The 21,385-nt window shown below is 73.4% G+C and carries 21 protein-coding genes; 11 read left to right on the forward strand and 10 right to left on the reverse strand.

What is annotated here, in order from left to right:
• Nucleotides 1-44: 44 nt before the first annotated feature.
• Nucleotides 45-1,844, reverse strand: a complete 1,800-nt coding sequence (locus tag ACIGAN_RS02195) for a S8 family peptidase (protein WP_399854484.1) — start codon at nt 1,842-1,844, stop codon at nt 45-47.
• Nucleotides 1,845-2,203: 359 nt separating this feature from the next.
• Here ACIGAN_RS02195 and ACIGAN_RS02200 point away from each other — a divergent pair, with 359 nt between their 5' ends.
• Entirely contained in the window at nt 2,204-3,067 is an 864-nt protein-coding gene (locus tag ACIGAN_RS02200) for a lytic polysaccharide monooxygenase (RefSeq protein ID WP_399854485.1), read from the forward strand.
• Nucleotides 3,068-3,085: 18 nt separating this feature from the next.
• Here the strand turns inward: ACIGAN_RS02200 and ACIGAN_RS02205 are convergent, their stop codons facing one another.
• Nucleotides 3,086-3,727: a Tat pathway signal sequence domain protein gene (locus ACIGAN_RS02205; protein ID WP_365088166.1), complete on the reverse strand. Its 642-nt coding sequence runs from the start codon at nt 3,725-3,727 to the stop codon at nt 3,086-3,088.
• A 626-nt stretch (nt 3,728-4,353) separates the two neighbouring features.
• On the opposite strand from ACIGAN_RS02205, the gene ACIGAN_RS02210 reads away from it, so the two are divergent.
• The 7 genes from ACIGAN_RS02210 (at nt 4,354) to ACIGAN_RS02240 (ending at nt 10,886) form a co-directional block, all read left to right on the forward strand.
• A complete protein-coding gene (locus ACIGAN_RS02210; protein WP_351349006.1) occupies nt 4,354-5,025 on the forward strand; it encodes a DUF6230 family protein in 672 nt (223 codons plus the stop codon).
• Nucleotides 5,025-5,483 carry a DUF6114 domain-containing protein gene (locus ACIGAN_RS02215; RefSeq protein WP_365738474.1) on the forward strand — a complete coding sequence of 153 codons (459 nt, stop codon included), beginning with the start codon at nt 5,025-5,027 and terminating at the stop codon, nt 5,481-5,483. Before ACIGAN_RS02210 ends, ACIGAN_RS02215 begins: the two co-directional genes overlap by 1 nt.
• Before the next feature lie 309 nt (nt 5,484-5,792).
• Nucleotides 5,793-6,803, forward strand: a complete 1,011-nt coding sequence (locus ACIGAN_RS02220; protein ID WP_365088169.1) for a substrate-binding domain-containing protein — start codon at nt 5,793-5,795, stop codon at nt 6,801-6,803.
• A gap of 191 nt (nt 6,804-6,994) precedes the next feature.
• Nucleotides 6,995-9,508, forward strand: a complete 2,514-nt coding sequence (locus ACIGAN_RS02225) for a sensor histidine kinase (RefSeq protein WP_399854486.1) — start codon at nt 6,995-6,997, stop codon at nt 9,506-9,508.
• Nucleotides 9,509-9,522: 14 nt separating this feature from the next.
• On the forward strand, nt 9,523-9,954 hold the full coding sequence (locus ACIGAN_RS02230) for a roadblock/LC7 domain-containing protein (RefSeq protein WP_114255949.1): 432 nt from the start codon (nt 9,523-9,525) through the stop codon (nt 9,952-9,954).
• Between the two features lies 1 nt (nt 9,955).
• Nucleotides 9,956-10,315: a DUF742 domain-containing protein gene (locus ACIGAN_RS02235; protein WP_399854487.1), complete on the forward strand. Its 360-nt coding sequence runs from the start codon at nt 9,956-9,958 to the stop codon at nt 10,313-10,315.
• Nucleotides 10,302-10,886, forward strand: a complete 585-nt coding sequence (locus tag ACIGAN_RS02240) for a GTP-binding protein (protein WP_365088172.1) — start codon at nt 10,302-10,304, stop codon at nt 10,884-10,886. Before ACIGAN_RS02235 ends, ACIGAN_RS02240 begins: the two co-directional genes overlap by 14 nt.
• A gap of 13 nt (nt 10,887-10,899) precedes the next feature.
• Here the strand turns inward: ACIGAN_RS02240 and ACIGAN_RS02245 are convergent, their stop codons facing one another.
• From ACIGAN_RS02245 to ACIGAN_RS02275, 7 genes are all read right to left on the reverse strand, one after another.
• Nucleotides 10,900-11,814, reverse strand: a complete 915-nt coding sequence (locus ACIGAN_RS02245) for a hypothetical protein (RefSeq protein ID WP_399854488.1) — start codon at nt 11,812-11,814, stop codon at nt 10,900-10,902.
• 125 nt (nt 11,815-11,939) lie between these two features.
• Nucleotides 11,940-12,896, reverse strand: coding sequence for an ABC transporter substrate-binding protein (locus ACIGAN_RS02250; RefSeq protein WP_365088174.1), 957 nt, complete (start codon nt 12,894-12,896; stop codon nt 11,940-11,942).
• Between the two features lie 75 nt (nt 12,897-12,971).
• Nucleotides 12,972-13,637 (reverse strand): ABC transporter permease, encoded by a 666-nt coding sequence (locus ACIGAN_RS02255; protein WP_365088175.1) that lies wholly within the window; start codon nt 13,635-13,637, stop codon nt 12,972-12,974.
• Nucleotides 13,634-14,335 (reverse strand): ABC transporter permease, encoded by a 702-nt coding sequence (locus ACIGAN_RS02260; RefSeq protein WP_365738481.1) that lies wholly within the window; start codon nt 14,333-14,335, stop codon nt 13,634-13,636. The genes ACIGAN_RS02255 and ACIGAN_RS02260 overlap by 4 nt, the downstream gene beginning before the upstream one ends.
• Nucleotides 14,332-15,456 (reverse strand): ABC transporter ATP-binding protein, encoded by a 1,125-nt coding sequence (locus tag ACIGAN_RS02265; protein ID WP_399854489.1) that lies wholly within the window; start codon nt 15,454-15,456, stop codon nt 14,332-14,334. The genes ACIGAN_RS02260 and ACIGAN_RS02265 overlap by 4 nt, the downstream gene beginning before the upstream one ends.
• A gap of 82 nt (nt 15,457-15,538) precedes the next feature.
• Complete coding sequence (locus ACIGAN_RS02270; RefSeq protein ID WP_365738484.1) at nt 15,539-16,996, reverse strand: sensor histidine kinase; 1,458 nt, start codon at nt 16,994-16,996, stop codon at nt 15,539-15,541.
• Nucleotides 16,993-17,691, reverse strand: a complete 699-nt coding sequence (locus tag ACIGAN_RS02275) for a response regulator transcription factor (protein ID WP_309096866.1) — start codon at nt 17,689-17,691, stop codon at nt 16,993-16,995. The genes ACIGAN_RS02270 and ACIGAN_RS02275 overlap by 4 nt, the downstream gene beginning before the upstream one ends.
• Nucleotides 17,692-17,896: 205 nt before the next feature.
• On the opposite strand from ACIGAN_RS02275, the gene ACIGAN_RS02280 reads away from it, so the two are divergent.
• From ACIGAN_RS02280 to ACIGAN_RS02290, 3 genes are read left to right on the forward strand one after another with little or no spacing between them, the layout of a single operon-like run.
• Nucleotides 17,897-19,183, forward strand: coding sequence for a ferredoxin reductase family protein (locus ACIGAN_RS02280; RefSeq protein WP_399854625.1), 1,287 nt, complete (start codon nt 17,897-17,899; stop codon nt 19,181-19,183).
• A gap of 13 nt (nt 19,184-19,196) precedes the next feature.
• A complete protein-coding gene (locus ACIGAN_RS02285; protein ID WP_399854490.1) occupies nt 19,197-19,604 on the forward strand; it encodes an FMN-binding protein in 408 nt (135 codons plus the stop codon).
• Nucleotides 19,605-19,607: 3 nt separating this feature from the next.
• Nucleotides 19,608-20,426: an FAD:protein FMN transferase gene (locus tag ACIGAN_RS02290; protein WP_365738490.1), complete on the forward strand. Its 819-nt coding sequence runs from the start codon at nt 19,608-19,610 to the stop codon at nt 20,424-20,426.
• On the opposite strand, the gene ACIGAN_RS02295 is transcribed toward ACIGAN_RS02290, so the two are convergent.
• A complete protein-coding gene (locus ACIGAN_RS02295; protein WP_399854491.1) occupies nt 20,351-21,289 on the reverse strand; it encodes a Dyp-type peroxidase in 939 nt (312 codons plus the stop codon). The two genes, ACIGAN_RS02290 and ACIGAN_RS02295, sit on opposite strands and share 76 nt — an antisense overlap.
• Between the last annotated feature and the right edge of the window lie 96 nt (nt 21,290-21,385).

A 21,385-nucleotide genomic window follows, 5' to 3' on the forward strand; every position in this document is an offset into this window, starting at 1 on the left:
CGCCCGCTTGGGCCCTGCCTCGTCTCAGCGTTCCCGAGGGAGGATCAGAAGGTCAGCCTCCAGCTGTTCAGCGTGCCCGTGTCCTGCGCCGCGGTGTCCTGGACGCGCAGCTTCCAGGTGCCGTTGGCGACCTCGGCCGAGGCGTTCACGGTGTAGGTGGTGTTCACGTTGTCGGCGGAGTCCGACGCGGCCGACTTCAGACGGTAGGTCGAGCCGTCCGGCGCGACCAGGTCGATGACGAGGTCGCCGCGGTAGGTGTGGGTGATGTCGACGCCGACCTGGAGGGCCGACGGGGCGTTGCCGCTGCGGCCCGTGACACTGATCGGCGACTCGATCGCGGCGCCGTTGTCCGGGATGGCGACGGCGGTGGTGCTGGTGAAGGTCGTGCCGGTGGACGTGCCGCCCTTGACGGCCTGGACCGTCCTGGCCGCGTCCGCGAGGCCGGCGCCGCAGCCGCCGGAGCAGGTGCCGGGCAGCGGACGGGCGTTGGCCTTGATGGCCGACTCGATCTGCGCCGGGGTGAGGGCGGAGTTCGCCGACTTCATCAGGGCGGCCAGGCCCGCGACGTGCGGGGTGGCCATGCTGGTGCCCTGGTAGAAGGCGTAGCTCTCGGTCGACGGCGTCTTCGTGCCGGAGTTCAGCGTGGACAGGATGCCGTTGGCGGTGGTGGTGCGGATCTCGCCGCCGGGGGCGGAGATGTCCACGACCGTGCCGTAGTTGGAGTACGAGGCGCGGCTGCCGGCGCGGTTGGTGGCGGCGACGGTGATGACGTTGCCGCAGTTCGCCGGGGACGAGCTGGAGGCGTTGGTGTTCTCGTTGCCGGCCGCGACGACGACCGTGGTGCCGCGGTTCACCGCGCCGTTGATGGCGCTCTGGGTGGCGGTGGAGCAGGCGCCGCCCCCGCCGAGGCTCATGTTGATGACCTTGGCGACGTTGGTGTTGGCGGGCACGCCGGAGACGGTGCCGCCGGACGCCCAGGTGATGGCGTCGATGATGTCGGAGTCGTAGCCGCCGCACTTGCCCAGCACGCGGACCGGGGAGATCTTCGCGCCGTAGGCGATGCCGGCGACGCCCTTGCCGTTGTGGGTGGCGGCGGCGATGGTCCCGGCCACGTGGGTGCCGTGCCAGGAGGAGTTCGAGGCCGGGATGCCCGCGCCGCACTCGCCGGCGTTGTACCAGTCGCCCGGGTCGGCCGGGTTGCTGTCGCGGCCGTTGCCGTCGACGGAGACGGCGGTGTCGGAGATGAAGTCGTAGCCGCCGACGATGTTCGCGGCCAGGTCGGAGTGGGCGACGTAGCCGGTGTCGATGACGGCGACGGTCACGCCGGAGCCGGTGCTGGTGTCCCAGGCGGCCGGGACGTTCATGCCCGCGGTGGACTCGAACAGGTCCCACTGCTTGGCGTACTCGGTGTCGTTCGGGGTCACGGCCGTCGGCTTGTTCAGACGGTCCGGCACGACGTAGGCGACCTGCGGGTCGGCGCGGTAGGCGGCGACGACGTCGGCGACGGAGGCCCGCGTGGGGGCGGTGCCCAGGTCGACGAGGGCGGCACCGGTGCCGAGGCGGCGCTGGAAGTCGACGTCCTCGCCGGTCTTCTCGGCCTTGGCCGCGGCGTCGGCGGCGGCCGCCTTGTTGGACTCGGCCTCGCTGGCGCCGGACTTGTAGCCGACGATGAGGCGCTCGGCCGGGGTGCCCGGGGCGGCCTCGGTCTGGGCGGCGGGGACGGCCGCCGGGGTGGGGGCGGACTCCTGGGCGACGGCGACCGTGGCGGGGGCGGCGGTCAGCAGGGCGGCGGAGACGGCGGCGACGGATATCAGCTTCCGTCTGAGCGTTGGGGAGGTACGCACAGTCTGCCTTTCGTGGCCGGACTCCGGGCTGGGCGGAGCGGCGGTGGAGTCGCTTCGTCGTCGAAGCGGAGGGGGGGTCGTTCGAAAAGCGGGAGCGACGCGGTGGCCGGCCAGGCGCGAGACAGAAGCGGACCGTTCGGGGTCACCTGTGGGTCAGCTGTGCAGGAACGATAGGCAAAGGGCTGGTCATCGGGATACGGGGGAAACCCTCGATCCGGCCGGAAACACACCCTCTATGGCCGGGCGCCGCCGGCTCATGTGCCCCTTTTCGAACGGCTGGTGACGAGGTGAACGCGTCGGGCCGGTGTCCCGTACTGCACACCGGACGTCACCGCCCCGGCACGAGGAGACGCAGCCGCATGCCCCCGACGAGCACCCGCCGCGCCGCGCTCGCGGCCGCCCTCATGACCTCGCTGCTGCTGCCGCTGTGGGTGGCCGGTCCGGCGCGGGCGCACGGGGCGCCGGTCGATCCGGTGAGCCGGACCGTGGCCTGCTCCCCGCAGGGCGGCGAGCGGGCGGGCTCGGCGGCGTGCCGGGCGGCCGCGGCCGCGAACGGCGGGCCGCTCGCGGCCTGGGACAACCTGCGGCTGGCGGACGTGGACGGCCGGGACCGGCAGGTCGTCCCGGACGGCAGGCTGTGCAGCGGCGGTCTGCCCGGCTACCGGGGCCTGGACGTGGCCCGCGCGGACTGGCCGGCGACCCGCGTGACGCCGGGCGCGACGCTCACGGTGCGCTACGCGTCGACGATCCCGCACGCGGGCACGTTCCTGATGTACCTGACCAAGCCCGGCTACGACCCCACCGGGCCGCTGTCCTGGGCGGACCTGCCCGGTGAGCCGTTCGCGCGGGTGACGGACCCGGAGCTGACGGGCGGCGCGTACCGCATGAAGGTGACGCTGCCCTCCGACCGGGCCGGGCGGCACGTGCTGTACACGGTCTGGCGCAACAGCAGTACGCCGGACACCTATTACTCGTGTTCCGACGTGGTGTTCCCGGAGCGTGAGAAGGAGCCGGCGCGGGCCGGGGCGGGCAAAAAGAAGGCTCCGGAGAGCGAGGGGGCGCCGCACGGACAGGCGCGTTCGCGGCGGCCCGGGTCCGCCGGGACGCCGCGGGCGCTCGAGAGCGCCGCCGGGCCGGACACGGCCGTGCTGGCGGGCGGCGCCGCCGCGGTGCTGGTGCTCACCGGCGGCGCCGCCCTGGCCCTACGGCTGCGACGGCGCTGAACGCCCCTGCGGGGTGCGTTAGTTGACGTTGACCGCGACACCGCCCTTCGTCACCGGCGCGTACTTGGCGGTGAAGAACGCGTTGGCGAAGCACAGCGAGGAGCCGGACACCTTGGTGAACTGCTGGTTGGTGAAGGAGATGCCGTGGTCGGCGTTGCTCGCCGTGCCGGTCAGGCCGGGGGCCTGGTAGACGCAGGTGATCGTGCCGAGCAGGGTGCGCAGCTTGACCGTGGACTGGACGGTGGAGCCGGCGGCCGGGGTCACGGACACGGTGCCGTCGGAGGACACGCTGGTGGTGTAGGGCAGGTTGTCGACGGTGATGCCGCTGACGCCGAGGACGCCGACGACGTTGGTGGTGCAGCCGCTGCTGTCGAAGGTGTGCGAGGTCAGGGACTCGGTGGCGACGCCGGGAGCGGCCGGGTTGTCGGTGACGGTGGCGGCGAAGGCCGACTTGGTGCAGGAGATGCCGCTGGTGCCGGTCGCGCTGGAGTAGAAGGTGGCGGCCGTGCCGCTCGCGAGGGACGCGTCGAGCACGTCGCCGACCGCGACGGCGGCACCGTCGGCGGTGGTCAGGACCGGGGTGTCGGCCGCCGAGGCGGGGGCGGCCAGGCCCAGGGCGGCCACGGCGGCGGTGAGGCTGAGGAGGGTGCGCGTACGCATGCGGGTACCTCTTTCGTCAGCGGGGGTGAGGAGCCGCCCGGTACCCGCCGTCGCCTGCCCGGCACGCCTTCTCCGTACGTGACGGGCCGGCAACGGCGGGTTGGGGCCGGTCGGAGGCGTGCGCGGGGGCAGGCCTGCGGCCGGGACCGGTCGGGGTGGCTGCGGACACGGCGTCAGCGGAAGCGGCCGTGCCGGAAAACGTGGGGCTCGGGCGAGGGAAAGCCCGTTCTGGATCACCGGGCGGCGAGACGCCCGTGCACCACGGGCGGTCCGGGACGCGCGGACGGTGCCGAGCAGCCGGACCCGGCGCCACGGATCCGGTGGGACGAGCAAGGTTGTAGACCTGGCGATCCGTCAACGTCAAGGCACCGCAAGCAAGTTGTGCAGCGCATGAGTGTTTCCGGGACACCGCGGCTCACCTGCGTCACATGATCGACACTCTTTGTTCACACTTACCTTGACCCTTCATGTAACCCCCGGTAACTTCCTGCTCGGCTACCGCGGCGTAACGAGAAAGCCCTTGCAACCGCCGGGAGTTGCGGGGAGCCGTACGCACGCGGTCGGTGTCCGCGCCAGGGCAACGTGCCACCGATGTCCGATCCGCACCGACAGCACCGGGAGCAGAGATGACCGACTCCGCCGAGCACACCTCCGACAGACCGGACGGCTCCGCCGCCCCGGACACCGGCGACGCCCCCGCGCGCCGCGGGCGTGTCCGGGCGCGCCGCGCCGCGGTGATGGCGGTGCCGGCCGCCGCGGTCGCCGCGGGCCTCGCGATCCTCACCGCCGAAGGAGCGCTGGGCGTGCAGTTCGCCATCTCGGGCATGCCGTTCACGGTCACCGCGACCGAGCTGAACGGCACCGGCTTCGCCCAGTTCGGCGGCCTGGACGAGATGGCCGAGGGCAGCCCGAACGCCGGCGACACCGGCGGCCAGGTACTGGTCGTCACCTCCGTGATCAAGAACGCGACGCTCACCAAGCTGTGCCAGAGCGTGGACCTGGGCGGCACGAACCTGATCATCCGGGCGGGCGAGGGTGCGCAGAAGGTCACCGCCAGCGATCTGACGACCGACTCGACGCAGCTCTCCGGCGACGCCGCGTTCAACAACATCGAGATCGGCAACGACGCGAGCACCCTCGACAAGGCCGGGCCGAAGGGCCGTGGGCCCAAGGGCGTGTTCAGCCAGCAGTCCGACACCGTGCACATCGCCAACCTGCGGCAGACCAACTACGCGACGACGGCGGGTGTGTTCAAGCTGCCCGGGCTCAAGCTCGGCTTCAGCGAGTCGGGTTGCTGATGGCCCCGCGCGGAAAGCTCCGGCCCGCCTTCCGGCGATGGCGGGCCGGCCGTCCGTTCTGGGGCGGGCTGCTGCTCACCCTGGGCGGGGCGGAGATCCTGCTCACCCTCAGGGCGTCGCTGGACGTCGTCCTGCACGTCGGCATGCAGGGCCTGGCCGGTTATCTGCTCCCCGCCGTGATGCTGCTGTGCGGGGTGCTGATCCTCGTCAACCCCACCCAGCGCCTGTTCTACTCGGTCATCGGGGTGCTGGTCTCGCTGGGCTCCTGGCTGACCTCCAACCTGGGCGGCTTCTTCGTGGGCCTGCTCCTGGGCGTGACCGGCAGCTGCCTCGCCTTCGGCTGGCTGCCGGACCAGGAGCCGCGCGTCAGCCGCCGGCGGCGCCGGAAGGAAGCCCGGGCGGCTCGTGCGGCCCGGGCGGCCGGCACCGGCGGCGGCACGGCCCTGACCTCGGGCTGACCCCGGCCGAGGGCGGCCGAACCGCGCGGACGGTACGGGAAGCGGAGGTGAGGGCGTCCGCGACGCGGACCCGGCGCTGCACGGGGCGGTGGCGCGCCGGCCGCAGGCGGAACACCCCTGTTCGACAGGTCGGACAGATCATCACGATGCGGCAGCATCAACTCACGGCTTGTGGCTGCTCACTTGACGGGGTGTGGTCACACACGGTTGGCTCCGGGCCAGCGAGAGTCATCCGGCCGGTGCACACCCCGCGGCCCGCCTGCGCTCTCACCCTGCTCCAGCTCGGCCGCACAGCGAGGTTCCGCCCCCATGAACACTCCACCCCCGCCGCACACCCCCCGCAGAGCCGCCCGGGCCGCGGCCCTGGCGTCCGCCCTGTGTCTGCTGGTGTCCGGCTGCTCCGTCCTCGGCACGGCCGGCGACACCTCGGACGGGGACGCGGGGGCGGGGTCCGGCGCGGGGATGAAGGTCGCCCTCGTCACGCACGGCGGCCAGGGCGACGCCTTCTGGGACCGGGTGCGCCGGGGTGCCGAGGCGGCCGCCGCCAAGCACGGCATCGACCTGACGTACGTCAGCGACGCCGACCCCGCCGCGCAGGCCGACCTGGTGCGCGACGCGGTCCGCGACGAGGTCGACGGCATCGCGGTGACGCTGGCCAAGCCGGCGGCGATGCGGGGCCCGGTCGCGCAGGCCAGGGCGGCCGGCATACCCGTCGTCGGACTCAACTCCGGCATCGACGCCTGGCGGCCGACCGGCCTGCTGGAGTACTTCGGCCAGGACGAGTCCGTCGCGGGCCGGGCCGTCGGCGACAAGCTGGACGACCTCAAGGCCAAGCACGCCCTGTGCGTGGTGCACGAGCGGGGCAACGTCGCGCTGGAGGCCCGCTGCGCCGGGGTGAAGAAGACCTTCGGCGGCGACACCGACAACCTGTACGTGGACGGCACCGACATGAACGCGGTGAGCGCCACGATCGCCGCCCGGCTGCGGCAGGACACCAGCATCGACGAGGTCGTCACCAACGGCGCGCAGTACGCGCTCACCGCCGTCAAGGCCGTGCGGCAGGCCGGGAGCAGAGCCGAGGTGGCCACCTTCGACCTCAACAAGGACCTGGTCCGCGCGGTGCGGGACGGCTCGGTGCAGTTCGCCGTGGACCAGCAGCCGTACCTGCAGGGCTATCTCGCGGTGGACGCCCTGTGGCTGTACCGGACCAACGGCAACGTCAGCGGCGGCGGGGTGGCCCCGGTGCTCACCGGGCCGGCCTTCGTGACCAAGGCGAACGTCTCCGCCGTGGCGCGGTTCGCCGCCGCCGGGACCCGGTGACCGGCCCCCTGCCGTGACACTCACGCCTAAGATTCGGTCAGGCCGGGCCCGTACGTCCACTTGTACGGATAACATCCTGCGCATCCCATGTGCCGTGCCCGGCACCCCGCCCCCTCCGCGCCCCTCCCCCGCCCTCCCCGACCGCACCGCCTTCCCGTTCCCCGCCCCCCGCTGATCGCCCTAGGACGACGATGTCTCGACGGACAGGTGCCCGGCGCCGTCTCGGTTCCATACGCCTCTCCCTGGTGCTGCTGGCCCTGGTGCCGGGCGTCACCCTCGCCGCCATGTGGGGCGTGACGACCATCCAGATGTTCTCGGAGGGGCTGCGGCTGCGCGACCAGACCGAGCTGAGCCGGTCGACGGGTGCCATGGGCACCGACGCGACGCTGGCCCTGCAGCGCGAGCGCAGCCTGTCGGCCGCCTGGCTGGCCTCGCCGCGCGGCTCCCGGGCCGCCCTGGACGCGCAGCGCGAGGAGACGGACGAGGCGGTCGCGAAGCTGGTGGGGCAGGCCGACGCGATCGAGAAGGCGCCCTCCCGCATCTCCGACCGGCTGTACTCGGTGCTCGGCTCGTTGGGCAGCCTGGAGTACTACCGCGACCAGGTCGACAACACCACGGACATCACCCCGCAGCAGGCGCTCGACCAGTACTCGTCGATCATCGACGACCAGATCCACGCCTTCCAGGAGCTGTCCCAGGTCGACGACGGCGACCTCACCTCGCAGGCCGGTCCGCTCGTGGCGCTGGAGCACACGGCGGAGCTGGTCTCCCGGGAGGACGCGCAGCTGACCCTGGCCTGGCCGTCGGGGCATCTGGACGACGCGGCCTGGAGGCAGTTCGCGGAGCTGGTGAACACCCGGCGCTGGCTGGTGCAGGACCAGGTCGTGCCGCAGCTGACCGGCGACGCCAAGACGCAGACCGAGCGGATCCTGGCGGGCCCCCAGTGGCAGACCCTGCAGTCGATCGAGGACCGGGTGCTGGCGGCCCGGAACTCCACCGCCGCGCCCGGTGAGATCGCCCTGCCGGACTCCCAGAAGCGGTGGAACGCCGCCATGGACACGCTGTCCGAGCAGTACGCGGGGCTCATCCAGCAGCAGACGACGGAGCTGCTGGAGCGCAGCGCCGGCAAGGCGGACGCCCTGCTGCTCAAGGCGGCGCTGCTGAGCGCCGGGGGGCTGCTCGCGCTGCTGGTGTGCGTGGGCATGTCCTGGCGGATCACCCGCTCGCTGTCCCGGCGGCTGCGCGGGCTGCGCCGGGCCGCGGTGAGCCTGGCGCAGGAGCGGCTGCCGGACGTGGTGGCGCGGCTGGAGCGGGGCGAGACGGTCGACCCGGCGTCGGCCACGCCCGAGCTGGACTACGGCCACGACGAACTGGGCCAGGTGGCGCAGGCCTTCAACACCGCCCAGCGCACGGCCGTGCACACGGCGGTCGAACTGGCCGACACCCGGCGCGGTTTCCAGAAGGTCATCCTCGGCATCGCCCGGCAGAGCCAGAACCTGGTCAACCTCCAGCTGAGCAAGCTGGACACGCTGGAACGCGAGCACACCGACCCCGACATCCTCAAGGGCCTGTACGAACTGGACTCCACGGCCAGCCAGTTGCGCCGCTACGAGGAGAACCTGGTCATCGTCAGCGGGGAGCGGCCGGGGCGCAGCTGGAGCGAGCCGGTGGCGCTGATCGACATCCTGCGCAGCGCCATCGGGGAGGTCGCCGAGTACCAGCGGGTGGAGGTGCACACCGAGGAGGAGGTCTCCCTCGCCCCGCCCGCGGTGGCCGACGTCATCCACCTGCTGGCCGAGCTCATCGACAACGCGACCGCCTACTCGCCCGCGCCGAGCCCCGTCACCGTACGGGCCGCGATGGTGGCCAAGGGCCTGGCCGTCGAGGTGGAGGACCGGGGCCTGGGCATGTCGGAGGAGGACTACGCGTCCTTCAACGAACAGCTGGCGGTGCCCCCGCAGTTCGACGTGGTGGCGCTCGCCGACGACCTGCGGCTGGGCATGTTCGTGATCGCCCAGCTGGCCCACCGGCACGGGATCGCGGTCACCCTGCGGCCCTCGCCGTACGGCGGGACCACGGCCATCGTGCTGGTCCCGCACGAGATCGTCGTGCGCCGGGCCCCGGACGACGGGGTGCCGGAGCCGCCGGGCACCGAGGGCGGCGCGAAGGGCCGCGCGGACGGCGCCCCCCACACCCCCGAGGACGGGCGGATGCCGGCAGACGGACCCGCGGCGGCGAACGGCCGCGCTCCCGCGCGGGCCGGGACCGACGCTACCGCGCAGGGCGCGGGGACGCCCGGGGGCACGGGAGCGTCCGCGGGCCCCGGAGCCGCCCGCTTCGGGGGGACCTCCCCGAGGGAGCCCCGCCCGCTCGTCACCGCCCGTACCGCGGCCGCCGCCCCCGCGCCCGGGTCCGCCGCCCGCGAGGTCGTCCCCCGCCGGGACGGCCTCGCGCCGCTGCCCCGCCGGGTGCCGCAGACCAGCCTCGTGGAGGAGCTGCGCGAGGAGGCCGCGCCCCCCGGCGAGGACGCCTCCCACGACGAGTTCACCGCGGAGGCCGCCGCCTCCTCCCTGGCCGGCTTCCAGCGGGGCACGCTCCGCGCCCGCGACGACGACGCCGAGCGGCCGGACCGCGAGGAGGCGGCCGCACCGCCCCGGCGGGCCGCCGCCGATCCCGTCCCCTCGACTCCGCCCGCCGACCGCTGACGAAGGACACCGCAATGACACGCCCCATCCCCGCCACGCACACCCAGCTCGACCAGCTGCTGACCGGACTCGTGGAGCGGGTCGCCGACGTGAACCAGGCCGTGGTGCTCTCCGAGGACGGCCTGGTGGTCAGCAAGTCCACCGGGTTCCTGCGCGACGACGCCGAGCGGCTCGCGGCGACCGCGTCCGGGCTGATGAGCCTCAGCAAGGGCGTCAGCATGGACTTCCGCGGCGGTCCGGTGCGCCAGGCGCTCATCGAGATGGCCAACAGCTACCTGATCCTGACCTCGGCCGGACCCGGCGCGCACCTGGTGGTGCTGACCGGGCCGGGTGCGGACGTCGGGGTGGTCGCGTACCAGATGAACATGCTGGTGAAGAAGATCGGCGAGCACCTCAGCGCGGCCCCGCGGGGCGTGGCCGGACCCGCCGTCGACCCCGGCGTGTGAGGTGGGCGGAGGCGATACGGCGGGCCGGCTCGTACGGCCGTTCGCCCTGACCGGAGGACGGACGCGGCCCAGCTGCGCCGACTTCACGCTCATCGCGACGGTCACCGCGGTCGACCCGCCCCCGGCCAACGCGGTCCGGCCGCAGCCCGAGCACACCCGGATCCTGCGGCTGTGCGCCGAGCCGGTCGCCGTGGCGGAGCTGGCCGCCCGGCTCGATCTGCCGGTGAGCGTGGTCGCCATCCTGCTGTGCGACCTGCTGGAGGCGGGCCGGATCACCGTCCGCCCGCCGCGCCCCGTCTCCCGTACCTCTCCGGACCTGGACCTGCTGCAGAAAGTGAGGGACGGCCTTGGCCGGCTCTGACCTTGCCACCGACGCGTCCTCGGCACCCGACACGGTCAAGATCCTCATCGCCGGGGGCTTCGGCGTGGGCAAGACCACCATGGTCGGGTCGGTCAGCGAGATCGTCCCGCTGCGCACCGAGGAACCCCTGACCATGGCCGGTCTGGGCGTCGACGACCTCGACGGCATCGAGGAGAAGCGGGCCACGACCGTGGCCCTGGACTTCGGCCGCATCACCATCAGCCGGGACCTGGTGCTGTACCTGTTCGGCACGCCGGGGCAGCAGCGGTTCTGGTTCATGTGGAACGACCTGGCCCTCGGCGCGCTGGGCGCCGTGGTCCTGGTGGACGTGCGCAGACCCGAGTCGAGCTTCGCCGCGATCGACTTCTTCGAACGCCGGGGCATCCCGTTCGTCGTGGGCGTCAACGGCTTCTACGGCGAACACCCGTACCCGGCCGAGGACATCCGCGAGGCGCTCGCGGTGCCGGAGCACGTGCAGGTGCTGCTGTGCGACGCGCGGGACCGGGAGTCGTCCCGGGACGTGCTGATCGCGCTGATCGACCAGCTGATCGCCTCGGCGGTGCGGGCCTGAGGCCGAAGGCGGGTCAGTTCGGGACGGGCGCGGCGCCCGGCCACTCGGTGTACGGCACGGGCCGGCCGGTGAAGGCGTCCAGGACGACCCGGTCGCCGACCGGCCGCCGCAGCTCCACCGTCACCCGCTCGCCGCGCAGTTCGGTGGTGCAGGGGCCGTCCTGGACGTTCCGCACGGCGGCGGACAGCACGACGCTGCCGTCCGTCTCGTGCGCCGTCACGACGGGGCCGTCGTCGCAGGAGCCGTGGTGGGCCACGACGGTGACGGACCGTCCGTCTCCGGCGATGCCGGTCAATCCGCCGAGCGGCGCCGGCACACTCGCGTCCACGTCCTGCCCGAGCGGCCCCACCGGCGAGGCGGGCACCTCGGACGGCTGCACCGCGGCGCGGGCGAGGGGCCGGTCGTAGCCCTCCAGCGTGAACAGCCAGGCGGGGACGGTGGCGGGGCCGCGGCCGGTGGCCACGGTCATCGAGCCCAGCCGCGCCCCGGTCACGGTCAGGCGCGGCCCGGGGGCGTCGGCCCGGTCCAGGTCGCGGTAGGCCTGCTCGGCGTTCAGGAGCGGCAGGGTGAGCGCGTCCCCGCCCGGCCAGGTCACCCGGCCCTCGCGGGCCGGTGCCGCGAGGAGTGTCCCGCGCAGGGTGAAGTTCCCGGTCGCGTAGGCGCGCCGGTCGGCGTCGTCACGGAGGAGGCCGGGCCCGGGCGGCCGGACGGCCGGCGCCACGGGGTGGTAGCCCTCGCGCCACCGCGCGGCGGCCGGGGAGCCGTCCCACGCTTCGGCGACCTGCCGGGCGCGGTCCGCCGGGCGGGGGGTGGTGCCGTCCGTCGGGGCCGGTTCCGTGCCGCCGGCGTCGGTCGTGCCGCAGCCCACGACGGCGGACAGGGCGAGGGCGAGGAGCAGGCGGACGGGGCGGGGCACGGCGATACGCATGACGCTCTCCCAGGGGTTCGCGGTGACCGGGGACGGTCGCCGTTCCTGTGACGCCCCGCCCCCCGGGCCGCGTTCGGTCCCGCCGGGATCCGCCCGCCGCCGTCGCGTCGTGACGGGCGGCCGGCTCAGGCCAGGCCCGCCGACTTCAGCCACGCCGTGGCGACCTCCAGCGGGTCCTTCTTCTCCAGCTGCACCTGCGCGTCCAGCTTCAGCAGCGTCTCGGTGTCCAGCTCGGCGGAGACGGCGTTCAGGGCGTCGACGCCCTCCTTCGACAGGGCGTCCTTGCGCACCAGCGGGGTCACATTGGCGAAGCCGAAGAGGTTCTCCGGGTCCTTCAGGACGACGAACTTCTCCTTCACGATGGTGGGGTCCGTGGTGAAGATGTCCGCGGCCTGGACGGTGTTGCGGGTCAGCGCCGCCTGGGTCAGCGGACCGCCCGCGTCGAGCGCCTTGAAGGACTTGAACTCCAGGCCGTACACGGACTTCAGGCCCTCCAGGCCCTGGTGCCGGGTCTGGAACTCGGGCGAACCGCCGATCACCAGCTCCGGCGCGGCGTCCTTGAGGTCGGCGAGGGTGGAGGAGGACGTCAGCTTGTACTTCTTCGCGGTCTGCGCGTTGACGGTGACCGAGTCCTTGTCCTCGGCGGGCGAGGACTCCAGCAGGGTCAGCTTCTCGTCGAGCTCGGCCTTGACCGCCTCGTTCACGGCCTCGGCGGACTTCTGCTCCGCCTTGGGGTCCAGGTAGGCGAGCAGGGAGCCGTTGTACTCGGGCAGCACGGTGACGGAGCCGTTCTTCATCAGGCCGTAGGTGGTCTCCCGGCTGCCGATGTTGTGCTTGTACGTGACCTTGATGCCCTTGGCCTTGAGCGCCTCGCCGTAGAGGTCGGCGAGCAGGGTGCTCTCGGCGAAGTTGTTGGAGCCGACGACGACGGTGCCCGCCTTCGCCTTCTCGCCCGCCAGGGGGTCGTCGGAGGTGTCGCCGGACGAACAGCCCGCGAGCAGCGCCGCGGCGGCGGTGAGCGCGACGGCCGCCGCCCCGGTGTGCCTCGTCCTGGACCAGCTGTTCTTCGCGGTAGAAGTCATCCACCGATCCAATCCAGCCGCTTTGTGATCAGTCAAGGGCGGCCTTGTTACGTTTCCTGACGGATCGTCAGTCGATCACCGTCTGCGTACGCCCGGTGACACGGCCAGCCGGCCCGCCGCCCAGAACACCGCCAGGGTGACCAGGGCCAGCACGGCCACGAGGGTGGCCCCGCCGACGACCTTCTCGTAGTTTCGCTGGTAGAGGCCGTCGACGATGTACCGGCCGAGCCCGCCCAGGCTCACGTACGCGGCGATGGTGGCCGTGGAGACGATCTGGATGGCCGCCGAGCGCAGGCCGCTGAGGATCAGGGGCAGGGCGACGGGCAGTTCGACCTGGAAGAGGATCCGCGACTCGCGCATGCCCATGCCGCGGGCGGCGTCCACCGGGGACGGGTCGACGGAGCGGACCGCCTCGTAGGTCGTCACCAGGATCGGCGGGACGGCGAGGACGACCAGCGGGATCATCACGGGCAGCAGGCCGAATCCCATCATGATGACGATGAGCACCAGCAGACCGAAGCTGGGCAGCGCGCGGGCGGCGGTGGCCAGGAACGCGAGGGCGTTGCCGCCCCGCCCGGTGTGCCCGGTCAGCAGCCCCACCGGCAGGCCGATCGCGGCGGCCAGGGCCAGCGCCAGCAGCGAGTACTGGACGTGTTCCAGCAGGCGTTGCGGGATGCCGTCGTAGCCGTGCCAGTGGGCGCCGTCGCTGAAGAAGGCCTGGACGAAGGAGAGCACGTTCACCGGATCGCCTCCCGGGGCAGGGGCCGCTGCCGCCCGGCCGTCTTCGCGCGGCCGCCCCGGGGCATCCACGGGGTCAGCGCGAGGCGCAGCAGGACCAGCAGGGCGTCGCACACGATGGCCAGGGCGGCGGTGGTGAGCACGGAGTTCAGGGCCAGTTCGGGGCGGTCGTACTTCTGCGCGGCGGCCAGCAGGTTGCCGAGCGCGCCCTGGTTGCCGATCAGGGCGCCGACGCTGACCAGGGAGATGCTGGAGACGGTGGCGACCCGCAGCCCGGCCATGATGGCGGGCACGGCGATCGGCAACTGCACCTGGAGGTACCGGCGTACGGGTCCGACGCCCATGGCGGTGGCGGCGGCCAGGGTCTCCCGCGGCACCGAGCGCACCCCGTCGACGATGGCCGGGACGAGCACCACCAGGCTGTACACGGCCAGCGGGATCATCACGGTCAGCTCGGTCTGGCCGGTGTAGTCGATCAGGACGACGAAGAAGGCCAGCGAGGGCACCGCGTACAGGACGGTGGTGGCGCCGAGCACGGGCGGGTACAGCCAGCGGAAGCGGACGCACAGCTGGGCGAGGGGCAGCGCGAGCAGCAGTCCCGCCAGGACCGGCAGCAGGGCCTCGCGCAGATGCAGTCCGATCAGGCCGGCCCAGCTGTGCTGGAGGTCGCTCGGGATGTCGAAGAAGCGGTCGAGGTTCACGAGGCGACCTTGGCCTCGTCGGCCCGGTCGGCGGCGTGGACGCCGCGGATGGCCTCGCCGATGGCCGCCTGCGAGACCACCCCGGTCACCCGCCCGGTGTCGTCCACGGCGACGGCGTGGCCGGACGGGGAGAGCACGGCGCTGTCGAGGGCGGTCCGCAGCGAGTCGGTGCCCGGCGTGAACGGCCGTCCGTACGGGAGGAGTTCGGCGGGCCGGATCGCGCCGGCCGTCAGGGTGTGCGGCTCGCCCCAGCCGAGCGGGCGGCCGTCGGCGTCGGTGACCAGCAGCCAGGGTGCGCCGGCGGCGGCGATCTGCTCGGCGGTGGCGTCGAGCCCGATCACCGGGCCGGTCGTGGGCGCGAGTTCGGCGGAGGGGAAGAACGACAGCCGCCGGATGCCGCGGTCGGCGCCGAGGAAGTCCTCGACGAAGGCGTCGGCGGGGGCGGCCAGCAGTTCGGCGGGCGGCGCGTACTGGGCGAGCCGGCCGCCCTCGCGCAGCACGGCGACCATGGAGCCGAGCTTGATGGCCTCGTCGATGTCGTGGGTGACGAAGACGATGGTCTTGCCCAGCTCGTCCTGGATGCGCAGCAGTTCGTCCTGGAGTCCCTTGCGGACCACCGGGTCGACCGCCGAGAACGGCTCGTCCATGAGCAGCACCGGCGGGTCGGCGGCCAGTGCCCGGGCCACACCGACGCGCTGCTGCTGGCCGCCGGAGAGCTGGTAGGGGTAGCGCTTGGCGAGGGCGGCGTCGAGGCCGACCCGTTCCATGAGTTCGGCCGCCCGGGCGCGGGCCTTCTGCTTGCCCCAGCCGAGCATGCGCGGCACGGTCGCGATGTTGTCGAGGATCGTGCGGTGCTGGAAGAGGCCGGCGTTCTGGATGACGTAACCCATCGACCGGCGCAGGGTGGTGACGGGCCGGTGCTGGATGTCCTCGCCGTCGAGCAGGATCGTTCCCTCGCTGGGTTCGACCATCCGGTTGATCATCCGCAGGGTGGTCGTCTTGCCGCAGCCCGACGGTCCGACCAGGACGGTGATCGAGCGGTCGGGTATCTCCAGCGAGAGCCGGTCGACCGCCACCGTGCCGTCCGGGTACCGCTTGGTGACTGATTCCATCCGTATCAAGACGCCGGGGCCCTTCGGGTTGGCGGAGAGTTCTGGCCATGGTCGTACGGGCTGTTGCCGGTCGAGTCTAAAGGGCCCGTGTTCAGCGGCCCGCGGGGCCCGCGCCGCCGAGCGGCAGGGACACGGTGAACACCGTCGCTCCGGGCGCGCTGTCCAGCTCGATCCGGCCACCGTGCGCCCGGACCAGGGACCGGGCCACCGCCAGGCCGAGTCCGCTGCCGCCGCGGTCGCGGCTGCGGGCCTTGTCGACGCGGTAGAAGCGGTCGAAGACCCGGGCCCGGTCGTCGGGCGGGATGCCGGGGCCGGTGTCGGCGACCCGCACCTCGGCGGTGCCGGGCGTGACGCGCACCGCGACGGAGACCTCCGTGCCGGCGGGGGTGTGCACGGCGGCGTTGGTGAGGAGGTTGTCGACGACCTGGCGGATGCGCAGCGGGTCCATCCGCAGCCGTACCGGGCCGGGACCCGCGAGCACGGTCAGCGGGTGACCGGGGTGGCCCGCCCGGAAGGCGTCGGCGGCCTGGCCGACCAGCTCCGTCAGATCGGCGTCCTGCAGCCGCAGCGGGGTCTCCACCTCGGCCGCGTCGAGCCGGGCGAGCAGCAGCAGGTCGTCCAGGAGCACCCCCATGCGGGCGGCCTCGGCGCGCAGCCGGGCCAGGTGCCGGTCGCGTTCGCCGGGGGCGTTGGCGGCCGCGTACTGGAAGAGGTCGGCGTAGCCGCGCACCGACATCAGCGGGGTGCGCAGTTCGTGGGAGGCGTCCGCGACGAACCGGCGCAGCCGCTGCTCGGCCTCCGCGCGCACGGCGAGGGAGTCGTCGATGTGCTCCAGCATGGTGTTGAAGGCGGTCCGCAGCTCGTCCACCTCCGGCCCGCCGTCCCGGCCGTCGGCGCGCAGCGGCAGCCGGGCCGCCGACTCGGTCAGGTCGTGCGAGGCGATGCCGTGGGCGGTGGTGGCCATGTCGCTGAGCGGTTTCAGGCCGCGGCGCAGCATCCGCCGGCCGAAGACGACCAGGGCGAGCAGGGCGAGCGCGAAGGTGACGACCTGGATGGTGATCAGCTGCCCGACGGTGTCCTGGATCTCGTCCATGGGCGCGGCGCTGACCAGGACCACGCCGGGCTCGACCTCGCAGGCGCGCAGCCGGTAGGTGCCCGCGCCCCTGAGGTGCTCGGTGCGCAGCAGTTCCTCGTGGGCGGCGGACTGCGCCGAGGCCAGCGCGGTGAAGTCGTCGACGTCCTCCGGCAGGTCCGCCGGGTCCTCGGGCCTGCGCAGTTCGGGCCCGCCGTCCTTGACGTCGTACACGGCGTAGAACCAGCTGTAGTACTTCTTGCCCGACAGGGTGCCGTAGTCGGCGATGCTCTTGGACTGGGCGATCTGGGCCTGGGCGAGCTGGGTGTCGAGCTGGGCCGACAGGTAGTCGCGCATGTAGGTGGTCAGGGCGGTGCCGACCACCGCGAACACCACCAGCGACAGGGCACCGAGGCCCAGGGCGAGCCGGGTGCCCAGGCGCATCCTGCGGTAGGCCCGCCGCAGCCGGGCGATCACTCGGCGGCCTGCCGCAGCACGTAGCCGAAGCCGCGCACGGTGTGGATCAGCTCCGGGGCGCCCTCGCCGGCCTCGTCGAGCTTGCGGCGCAGCCTGCTGACGACCAGCTCGACGACGTTGGACCGGCCGCCGAAGCCGTACTCCCACACGTGGTCGAGGATCTGCGCCTTGGTGAGCACGGTGGGCGACTTGCGCAGGAGGTAGCGCAGCACCTCGTACTCGGTCGGGGTCAGCGACAGCAGCCGCTCGCCGCGCCGCACCTCGCGCGTGTCCTCGTCCATGGTGAGGTCGCCGACCCGCAGCACGGACCGCTGGAAGGACGGGCCGGCGCTGCGCCGCAGCACGGTCCGCAGCCGGGCCATCAGCTCCTCCACGGCGAACGGCTTGACCAGGTAGTCGTCGCCGCCCCGGGTGAGGCCGGCGACCCGGTCGGCGACGCCGTCGCGCGCGGTCAGGAACACCACCGGCACCATCGTGCCGGAGGCGCGCAGCCGGTCCAGGACGCCGAAGCCGTCCACGCCGGGCAGCATCAGATCCAGCACCACGATGTCCGGGTGGAACTCGGCGGCCCGCCGCAGCGCGTCCTCGCCGGTGTACGCGGTGACCGCCTCCCAGCCCTCGTAGCGGGCGACGGTCGCGACGAGGTCGGCGATGGGCGGGTCGTCGTCGACGACGAGAAGTCGTACTTTCTCCACGCCCTCATAGTGCTGCACCGGCCCCGCGCCGCCCCAGCCGCCCGCCCTCCCGAGGCCGGATCGATAAAAACTTGAAAGTTGAGCGACAGCTTCCCGACAGCTCCCCGGCGCCAAGCTCGAATCCCAGGATCCGATCAAGGAGCTGCCGACCGTGACGACCCTCCGACAACCTCCCGTGGCGACCCGCCCCGGTGTGCGGCCGAACGTGGTGGGCCGCACCGGCCTGTACGCGGTGCTGTTCGCCAACGCGGCCGTGGTGGCCGTCTTCTTCGTCCGGGCCGGTTTCGCCTCGAACGCGCTGATCGTGCTGGGCCGGCTGACCGGGCTGTACGCGGCGCTGCTGATGGCGTTCCAGCTGCTGCTGGTGGCGCGGCTGCCGTGGTTCGACCGGCGGATCGGCATGGACCGGCTGACGTCCTGGCACCGCTGGACGGGCTTCTCGGTGCTGTGGCTGCTGCTGGCGCACGCCGTGTTCGTCGTCCTCGGCTACGCCGCGTCGTCCTCGCTGGACCCGGTGAACCAGCTGGTGGACCTCGCCGAGACGGTCGAGGGCGTACTGCGGGCGATCGTCGCGCTGGCGATCATCGTCGTGGTCGGGGTCGTCTCGGCCCGCTCGGCCCGGCGGCGGCTGGCGTACGAGACCTGGCACTTCATCCACCTGTACACCTACGTGGCGGTGGTGCTGGCGTTCACGCACCAGGTCGCGGCCGGGACGACGTTCACCGCCTCACCGGTGGCGACGGCGTACTGGTACACGCTGTGGGGCGCGGCCCTCGCCGCGGTGGGCGCCGGCCGGCTGGTGCTGCCGCTGTGGCGGAACCTGCGCCACCGGCTGCGGGTGACGGCCGTCGTCCCCGAGAACGACGACGTGGTCTCGGTCTACGTCACCGGCCGCGACCTGGACCGGCTGCCGGCGCGGGCCGGTCAGTTCTTCCTGTGGCGGTTCCTGACGAAGGACCGCTGGTGGCAGGCGAACCCGTTCTCGCTGTCCGCCGCGCCCGACGGCCGCACCCTGCGGCTGACCGTCAAGCGGGCGGGCGACGGCAGCGCGGCCCTGCGGCACCTCAAGCCCGGCACCCGGGTCTTCGCCGAGGGCCCCTACGGCGCCTTCACCGCCCTGCACCGCGCCCGGCCCGACGCCGTGCTCATCGCGGGCGGCGTCGGTGTCACGCCCGTCCGGGCCCTGCTGGAGGAACTGCACGGCCACGCGGTGGTGATCTACCGGGTCGCCACCGACCGGGACGCCGTGCTCTACGACGAACTGCGTGACCTCGCGCTCGCCCGGGGCGCCGAGCTGCACCTGGTGACGGGCCCGCCGGTGCCCGACCGGCTGGCGCCCGCCGAGCTGGCGCGGCTGGTGCCGGACCTCACCGAGCGGGACGTCTACCTGTGCGGCCCGCCGCCGATGATGAACGCCGTGCTGGGCAGCCTGCGCGAGCTGGGCGTGCCCCGGCCGCAGATCCACTTCGAACGCTTCAGCCTGGCCGGATGACGAGGAGACTGTCGTGAAGCGAGCCTTGCCCGTCCTCGTCCTCAGCGTCGCGGGACTCATCCCCGTCTGGCGCTACGCGCCCTCCCAGGACACCGGCGCCGAGACCGCGGCCCCGGCGCCGGCACCCTCGGTGTCGTCGTCCGCGGGGCCCGGCGGTGCGACGTCCGCGGTCGTGGCGGGATCCACGGTCGACACCGAGAAGGGTCCGGTGCAGGTCGAGGTCACCTTCGAGGGGGACCGGATCTCCTCGGTGCGGATGCTGCGGCAGCCGGACCACCCGCAGACCACCGCCGCCGTGCCCAAGCTGATCGAGGAGACGCTGCGGGCCCAGAGCGCCGACATCGACACGGTCTCCGGCGCCACCGTCACCAGCGACGGCTACCGGGAGTCGCTCCAGGCCGCCCTCGACGCGAAGGGCTGACGGATGCGGCGCGTGGAGCACGTCATGGGCTTCCCGGTGTCGGTGCGGATCGACGACGAGGACTTCCCCGAGCAACCGGTGGAGGAGCTGTTCGCGTGGCTGCGGGAGGCCGACGCGCGGTTCAGCCCGTTCCGCCCGGACAGCGAGGTGTCCCGGCTGGACCGGGGCGAGTTGTCCGGGCCCGGCCCGGACCTGCGCGAGGTCCTGGAGCTGTGCGAGGAGTACCGGGTGGCCACCGGGGGCGCCTTCGACGTCCGTCCGCCCGGTGGGCGGCTGGACCCCTGCGCCGTGGTGAAGGGCTGGTCGGTGCAGCGGGGGGCGGAGCTGCTCTCGGCGGCCGGGGCGCGGCGCTTCTGCCTCAACGCGGGCGGTGACGTGGTCACGGCCGGTGGCCCCTGGCGCGTGGGCGTCCGCCACCCCGAGGACGCCGGGCGGCTGTGCGCGGTGCTGGACCTCACGGACCGCGCGGTCGCCACGTCCGCCCGCTACGAACGCGGCGACCACATCCTGGACGCCCGCACCGGCCGCCCGGCGACCGGCCTGCTCAGCATGACGGTGGTGGCCCCGACCCTGACCGAGGCGGACGCGGTGGCCACGGCGGCCTTCGCCCTGGGCGCGCAGGGCGTCTCCTGGGCGGCGTCCCGGCCCGGCTGCGAGGTGTTCGCGGTGGACGCGCGGCGGAGGGTGCTGCGCAGCGAGGGGTTCCCGGTGGCGGCGCAGGGCCGGGGGGAGCCAGGCCACGGGGATCAGCCGCCCGGCAGGGCCTGGAGGAAGGCGGCCGGCGGCACGAAGAACAGACTGCCGGTCACCGCCCGGGAGTAGTCGAGCAGCGGGTCGGGCCCGGCACCCGGCCCGCCCAGGAACATCTTGCGCAGCATCGTCTCGGGTATCTCCGGCGTGCGCGCGTAGGCCACGAAGTACGTGCCGAACTCGCCGTGCCCGGGCCTGCCGAACGGCATCGCCGAGCGCAGGATCCTCCGCTCCGCCCCGTCCGGGCCGAGGACGGTGTTGACGTCCTTGTGGGAGCCGGGCGCGTCGAGTTCCAGGTTGGTGAGCTTGGTGCGGCCGATGATCTTCTCCTGCGCCTCGACGGCGAGGGCCTCCCAGGCGTCCACGTCGTGCAGGTACTTCTGCACGAGCGCGTACGCGCCGCCGCGGAAGGCCGGGTCCTCGTCCCCGACGAGGGCCGCGTCGGCGGCGGCCGGGCCGACGGGGTTCTCGGTGCCGTCGACGAAGCCGAGCAGGTTGCGCGAGTCGACGGAGGAGAACGCCTGTGTCTCGTCGCGCACGGTGACCGCCCCGCGCAGCCGCCGCAGGAGCTCGGCGGCGAGGGTGAAGCACAGGTCGGTGCGGGCGGCCCTGAGATGGAAGAACAGGTCGCCCGGGGTGGCCGGGGCGTGGTGCCGGGGCCCGGCCAGTTCACGGAACGGGTGCAGCTCGGCGGGCCGCGGACCGCCGAAGACCCGGCTCCAGGCCCGCGAGCCGATCCCGGCGACACAGCCCAGCCCGCCGTCGGGGCGGGGGAAGCCGACGGAGCGCACCAGGCCCGCGAGCGAGCCCAGCACCTCCCGTACGGCGCTCTGCCCGCCGGGGTCGATCGTGGCGACCAGGAACATCGCGACCGAGGCCGGCGGGTTCGGCAGCGGCTGCGGCAGCGGCTCTCCCGAGGGCAGCGGTGACGTCATGGCTCTCCCATCCCTTCGCCGGCCGGTACGGCCCGCCCGCTCCCCCTCCGGGGCGGCGCGGCCCGCGCCCCTGACACGATGCCCAGCCGGCGGTCG

This window comes from Streptomyces sp. NPDC085931, assembly GCF_044540565.1.
Classification (GTDB): Bacteria; Actinomycetota; Actinomycetes; order Streptomycetales; family Streptomycetaceae; genus Streptomyces.

What these genes read in the sequence shown, in the direction of transcription:
- ACIGAN_RS02200 (WP_399854485.1), top strand. Translation starts at nt 2,204, where the DNA reads ATGCCCCCGACGAGCACCCGCCGCGCCGCGCTCGCGGCCGCCCTCATG.
- ACIGAN_RS02205 (WP_365088166.1), bottom strand. Translation starts at nt 3,727, where the DNA reads ATGCGTACGCGCACCCTCCTCAGCCTCACCGCCGCCGTGGCCGCCCTG.
- ACIGAN_RS02210 (WP_351349006.1), top strand. Translation starts at nt 4,354, where the DNA reads ATGACCGACTCCGCCGAGCACACCTCCGACAGACCGGACGGCTCCGCC.
- ACIGAN_RS02215 (WP_365738474.1), top strand. Translation starts at nt 5,025, where the DNA reads ATGGCCCCGCGCGGAAAGCTCCGGCCCGCCTTCCGGCGATGGCGGGCC.
- ACIGAN_RS02220 (WP_365088169.1), top strand. Translation starts at nt 5,793, where the DNA reads ATGAACACTCCACCCCCGCCGCACACCCCCCGCAGAGCCGCCCGGGCC.
- ACIGAN_RS02225 (WP_399854486.1), top strand. Translation starts at nt 6,995, where the DNA reads ATGTCTCGACGGACAGGTGCCCGGCGCCGTCTCGGTTCCATACGCCTC.
- ACIGAN_RS02230 (WP_114255949.1), top strand. Translation starts at nt 9,523, where the DNA reads ATGACACGCCCCATCCCCGCCACGCACACCCAGCTCGACCAGCTGCTG.
- ACIGAN_RS02245 (WP_399854488.1), bottom strand. Translation starts at nt 11,814, where the DNA reads ATGCGTATCGCCGTGCCCCGCCCCGTCCGCCTGCTCCTCGCCCTCGCC.
- ACIGAN_RS02250 (WP_365088174.1), bottom strand. Translation starts at nt 12,896, where the DNA reads ATGACTTCTACCGCGAAGAACAGCTGGTCCAGGACGAGGCACACCGGG.
- ACIGAN_RS02290 (WP_365738490.1), top strand. Translation starts at nt 19,608, where the DNA reads ATGCGGCGCGTGGAGCACGTCATGGGCTTCCCGGTGTCGGTGCGGATC.
- ACIGAN_RS02295 (WP_399854491.1), bottom strand. Translation starts at nt 21,289, where the DNA reads ATGACGTCACCGCTGCCCTCGGGAGAGCCGCTGCCGCAGCCGCTGCCG.